Here is a 5,229-nt window from a genome sequence, read left to right as displayed (position 1 = left end):
GCGTCTAGATTGTACATTGCAATCGTTAATATTGTCCTTTGAAATACAAATGACTAATACTTCGGCTACGCCCTTCTCTACGAGAGGCTGCGCCAACGGCTACGCTCAGGACAAGCTCAGTACAAGTTCGTAATTGTAATTACATTCGCGGACTATTTCGCACTGCGCTAACGTAATTTTGGGGTTTGAGTCCTGTACTAAATTCTAAAATTGCTGGTCTATAATTAGTCGGGGTATGAATCCTTAACTAACTAATTCAATTACGAATTACGAATTATTTTGATGAGATGCGATCGCTTCATACCTGTCCATAAACTTTTCTTATAACTAATTCATATCATTGCCTCAGCTAGAGATTTTTTATTCCCATACAGCTATCTTCATGAGGAATGGGCATTTTGGCATTCTCAAAGGAGCCGAAAACAATATGATTCACCCTACTTACAGATGAGAAAAACAGCAGTTCTTATGACTCAATACTGATTTTCGTAAAAAACCTTGTATATTAGCACAGTAAACAACGTATCAGATGATAACAGAGGAATAAAATATGCTGGAATTATTGGGTTCAGGTTTGGTGTCGCTCTGGCTGGAAATGGCCGGGGTACAAATCAAGCCTCTAGATGCCTTAGATGCTTTGACTTGGCAAAGTAGCCCTGGCTTGGTTCTTGCCCCTGATCCCAATCCAGCTGGGGCGACTACGGTGCAAGCATATTTAAAGGCGTTAATAACATCGAAACTGGTGGCGCAAAATCTGGCCCAGAGTCAGGGAATTTGGATGCAGTCGGGGCCAATGCTGATGGCAAATCACCAAGGCACAACACCTCTGCCAGCTGCCTCTTTAACCAAAATTGCTACTTCACTAGTTGCTTTGAAAACTTGGGGGCCAAACTACCAATTTGATACCTTAGTTAGTGCCACTGGGCCACTGGTAAATGGGGTTGTGCAGGGCGATTTGGTAATTACTGGTAATGGCGATCCTTTATTTGTTTGGGAAGAAGCGATCGCTCTTGGTAATACTCTCAATAAAATAGGCATCAAGCAGGTAAAGGGAAATTTGATCGTTACTGGCAGTTTTGCTATGAATTTCCAACGTCAGCCGATGCTAGCAGGTCTGATGCTCAAGCAAACACTAAATCGTGCGACTTGGGGCCGCCCCGCTATTTATACACACTCAATCATGCCCAAGGGAACGCCCATGCCTCAAGTTGTCATTGCTGGTGCGGTGAAAGTTGAGGCGCAACCAAACCCTCGACAGACTTTGTTACTGCGTCATCGTTCATTGCCCTTGAAGCAACTCATTAAGGAAATGAATGTTTACAGTAACAACGATATGGCAGAGATGCTGGCAGATTCAGTGGGAGGAGCAACTGTAGTGCAATCAACTGCTGCTCACCTTGCAAGAGTGCCACAAGTGGAAATTCAGTTAATCAATGGTTCTGGACTGGGACCGGAAAATCGCATTTCCCCCAGAGCTGCTTGTGCTATGTTGATGGCTATTCAAGTTGAAGCATCTACCCATCAACTAAATCTAGCTGACTTGTTCCCCATGTCTGGATTTGATCACCGGGGGACACTACATTCCAGACACATTCCCCTTGCTACTGTGATCAAAACTGGTACTCTGCGCGATGTTAGCGCTTTAGCGGGAGTGATGCCCACACGCGATCGCGGTTTGGTTTGGTTTGCTATTATTAACCGGGGGACAAATGTCTGGGGTTTGCGGACTGGACAAGACCAGCTATTGCAAAGGGTTGTAAAACAATTACAACTACCTCTAACCGTTCCTGTTGCCCTCACTCCCCACTCAGCTATCAACTCTTTACCCCAGCTAGGCGCAGCTAGTCGGAATGAAATTTTATTCAAAAGTTAGCGTTAGAACAAACAGTAAGCCCGTCTTATTCGCGATCCAAAAGTTTTATTGATGGGTAAAAACCGAACTTGTAAAGGGTGAATGTCCATAATAGCTTTTGGGTTAAATTTTCCATTAAGTTGATTACAGGTAGTTCGCAAAATGCCCTAACCCCATTATTGGGGAGAGCAGGCGAAACCCCAAGTAAAAAGCCAGCGTCAATTTTGTAAAAATAACTGTAAATAGATTTGTCACGACTAAGCAACAATTAAGCTGATAAATTAGGTTGTGATTATGCGATTTCTCAAATTACCCAGGTCTTTACGTCAACTCAGTACTCATGTTTTAGCGATCGCGCTAGGAGTTGTGCTAACCGTTAGCACATTGCAAGTGTTACCTTCCCAAGCCGAACCAGCACCCCCAGTAAGTGTTGATACTTCACAACTGATTGCCCAACGGCAATTACCAGCCACTGCTGCGATCAGTAACAGTAGCTTTGTCACAGCAGCAGTGAATCGTGTTGGTTCAGCAGTTGTTCGGATTGATACTGAGCGGACAATTACTCGTCGGGTTGATCCATTTATGGAAGACCCCTTTTTCCGTCGGTTTTTTGGTGAGGGTTTCTCCCAACAGATTCCTCCTGAGCAGTTACGGGGTGTAGGCTCAGGTTTCATTATTGACAAGAGTGGGTTAGTTCTGACTAATGCTCATGTGGTCGATAAGGCTGATAAAGTAACAGTCCGGCTCAAAGATGGTCGCACCTTTGAAGGGAAAGTTCAAGGTATTGATGAAGTCACAGATTTGGCAGTAGTCAAGATTAATGCTGGTAACGATTTGCCAGTAGCGCCCTTGGGTTCTTCCAGTAATGTCCAAGTAGGAGACTGGGCGATCGCAGTTGGTAATCCTTTGGGATTTGATAACACTGTTACCTTGGGAATTGTCAGTACCCTCAAACGCTCCAGCGCCCAAGTCGGCATTAGTGACAAACGCTTGGACTTCATTCAAACAGACGCCGCCATTAACCCTGGTAACTCTGGCGGGCCACTATTAAATGGCCAAGGTGAAGTGATTGGCATTAACACAGCCATTCGTCCTGACGCGATGGGTATTGGGTTTGCGATTCCTATTGATAAAGCTAAAGCGATCGCAGCGCAACTGCAACGTGATGGCAAAGTTGCTCACCCCTATTTGGGCGTGCAAATGTTAACTTTGACACCGGAACTTGCCAAGCAAAATAACACCGATCCCAATTCTCCTATTCAGATACCAGAAATTAATGGTGTTTTTGTAATGCGAGTTGTCCCCAATTCTCCAGCAGCATCTGCGGGTATCCGGCGCGGGGATGTAATTCTTCAAGTTGATGGTAAAGCTATTACCAGTGCTGAACAATTACAGAACGTTGTGGAAGACAGTCGTCTTGGTCAAGTATTACAGGTGAAAGTGCAACGAGGTAATCAGACACAGCAGCTTTCAGTCCGCACAGCCGAGTTGCAAAATGCTTCGTAGAGGAGCAATATAGCCAATTTTAATAGTATGGAATAGTAGGGGCACAGCAATGCTGTGCCCTTACTGAGTGTTGTATACAAAATGACAATCCTATAGAAGACTTGACATTATCAGACAAGAAAAAAATACAATGATATGCCAATAATTGAACCGATAAGTTTTCAAGGATTGAATTTAGTTCCTTTTCAAATAAACCCCCACTATACAAATGCAGTAATACCAAATCACAATGGAGAGACAAGAGAACAAAGACTGGAAGAATTCTTAGTTTTAAATCCAGATATTTATGTTGTAGAGTTGCAGGAAAGAACAATGTTAAAAATTGAAGATTCATCTATCAGATTCATTGGCAACAAAACGATATATTTATTCAAGTTTGGAGAAGAAAAAAAAGAGTATTATCCTAATGATAATTTGGATTTTTTTCTTGAAAGAGTTTCTTCTGGATGATGACCATTTTTAAATGACTAAATCGCTTAATAGCATCCGATGGTCGGAATTTCCACCTTTGATAGTTTTACAATCTACGACTTTGATATCATTACTAACAAAAATATGATCTATAGGCAGCTTAAGTACGCCTATAATCAAGGCTGGTAAGTGAACTTGAGTTGCCGGTTCAATCCATGAAGGTTCTACTCCAAAGCCTAGTTTTGTATTGTGTAGTCCCGTTTTTTCAACTAGTCTTTTATAGTAGGGCGACCAAGGAGTTAGGTTTAAGTCACCGATAAATATTAGTTTTTTATCCTTTTGAGTTTGCAAGTACTGAGTCACTTCAGCTAATGCGGTGTTACGCCTAGTAAAAAGATCAGGTTTGATCGGTACTGAAGGGTGGGCTGCTACCAAAGTGATATTTTTAGTGCCAATTTTTACAGATGTGGTTAAAATCATTCCTGCACTTAGTGTCTTTCCTTGAGGATTTACCAACCCAAAGCGGCTAAAAACAGCCAACCCACCACCACGAGTCCGGTAAGCAAAGGGTAAAGTATCTTGCAGGTGCCCGGTTAGTTCCTTCATAGCTGGCGGGCTGATCTCGATTAATACAGCTATGTCAGGCTTTTGCTGTTCAACGAGATTAGCGACCCTGGTCAACTGAGTATTTTTCTTATTGATGTTAAATTCTATAATTCTAAGAGATTCGCCTCGCCCTTGGTGGCTATTAGGCAGATACCAAGGTAATATCCAAACGCTATTAAACGCTAGCAAAGCAAGAGCAAAAAACAGTGTGCCTTGCCAACGAATTCCAGCGAACCAAGCACACAAAATCCCGATAGTGATGAGTAAAGAGACTAAAAAGTAATAAACTCTGCCGTGACTTAATAACTCGAAAGGATACCGCCAAAGGAAACCAACACCTATTGAAAGAAGGGCAGTAATCCCTAGTAGAATGTTCAATAAAATTTGACTGTAAGACTTTAACATTTAATGACCCCAGAATAGAGCGAACCAAAAAACATCAACTCACAGACATTTTAGTAATTGCGATTATGGCAGTTATAGCAGGAGCGCAAGAATGGGAAGATATCGAGAATTACGGCATCAGTAAGCAACAATCAGTAGACTGAAAAGTTCTGCGATCGCTCAAAAATAGTAGTGCATGATACCGTTTTTTGGGAAATGTACAAAGGGTGATTGCGAGGAATGAATCATAATCAGCTTCCAATCTACCTTTCAAGCACCTCTGTTCCAGATGGATAAATAGAGCGATCGCCTGTGGTCGTGACGGAAAGCCGAAAAGCATCGCCTGAAACCCTGATTTTTTCGTTAACTTTCAAAACTTTTCGGTCTACTGAAATTAAATATTGATTGACTCTAGACAAAGGACAAATACTTCTCTACGAGACGCTACGCGTTAGCGGAGCTTTGGCTTT

Annotated in this window: 4 protein-coding genes and 2 pseudogenes; 4 read left to right on the top strand and 2 right to left on the bottom strand. The window is 42.4% G+C overall.

The features are described 5' to 3' along the window. The first annotated feature begins 550 nt into the window (after positions 1 to 550). The 3 genes and pseudogenes from LC574_RS25430 to LC574_RS25420 all read left to right on the top strand — a co-directional run. Positions 551 to 1,873 (top strand): D-alanyl-D-alanine carboxypeptidase, encoded by a 1,323-nt coding sequence (locus tag LC574_RS25430; RefSeq protein ID WP_229456319.1) that lies wholly within the window; start codon positions 551 to 553, stop codon positions 1,871 to 1,873. A 273-nt stretch (positions 1,874 to 2,146) separates the two neighbouring features. After that, positions 2,147 to 3,358 carry an HhoA/HhoB/HtrA family serine endopeptidase gene (locus LC574_RS25425; RefSeq protein WP_229456318.1) on the top strand — a complete coding sequence of 404 codons (1,212 nt, stop codon included), beginning with the start codon at positions 2,147 to 2,149 and terminating at the stop codon, positions 3,356 to 3,358. 129 nt (positions 3,359 to 3,487) lie between these two features. Beyond that, positions 3,488 to 3,808, top strand: a pseudogene (locus LC574_RS25420) (Type 1 glutamine amidotransferase-like domain-containing protein); the annotation flags it as partial. 9 nt (positions 3,809 to 3,817) lie between these two features. Here LC574_RS25420 and LC574_RS25415 read toward each other — a convergent pair. After that, positions 3,818 to 4,780 carry an endonuclease/exonuclease/phosphatase family protein gene (locus LC574_RS25415; protein ID WP_229456316.1) on the bottom strand — a complete coding sequence of 321 codons (963 nt, stop codon included), beginning with the start codon at positions 4,778 to 4,780 and terminating at the stop codon, positions 3,818 to 3,820. Here LC574_RS25415 and LC574_RS38560 point away from each other — a divergent pair. Then, positions 4,753 to 4,896: pseudogene (locus LC574_RS38560) on the top strand (transposase family protein); the annotation flags it as partial. The gene LC574_RS25415 and the pseudogene LC574_RS38560 overlap by 28 nt on opposite strands. Here the strand turns inward: LC574_RS38560 and LC574_RS25405 are convergent. Next, positions 4,890 to 5,099, bottom strand: a complete 210-nt coding sequence (locus LC574_RS25405) for a hypothetical protein (RefSeq protein WP_229456315.1) — start codon at positions 5,097 to 5,099, stop codon at positions 4,890 to 4,892. The pseudogene LC574_RS38560 and the gene LC574_RS25405 sit on opposite strands and share 7 nt — an antisense overlap. Between the last annotated feature and the right edge of the window lie 130 nt (positions 5,100 to 5,229).

The organism is Nostoc sp. CHAB 5715 (genome assembly GCF_020829685.1).
In the GTDB taxonomy this organism is placed as follows: domain Bacteria; phylum Cyanobacteriota; class Cyanobacteriia; order Cyanobacteriales; family Nostocaceae; genus Nostoc.
This window is presented reverse-complemented; position numbering and strand designations above follow the sequence as displayed.

What these genes read in the sequence shown, in the direction of transcription:
- LC574_RS25430 (WP_229456319.1), top strand. Translation starts at nt 551, where the DNA reads ATGCTGGAATTATTGGGTTCAGGTTTGGTGTCGCTCTGGCTGGAAATG.
- LC574_RS25425 (WP_229456318.1), top strand. Translation starts at nt 2,147, where the DNA reads ATGCGATTTCTCAAATTACCCAGGTCTTTACGTCAACTCAGTACTCAT.
- LC574_RS25415 (WP_229456316.1), bottom strand. Translation starts at nt 4,780, where the DNA reads ATGTTAAAGTCTTACAGTCAAATTTTATTGAACATTCTACTAGGGATT.
- LC574_RS25405 (WP_229456315.1), bottom strand. Translation starts at nt 5,099, where the DNA reads ATGCTTTTCGGCTTTCCGTCACGACCACAGGCGATCGCTCTATTTATC.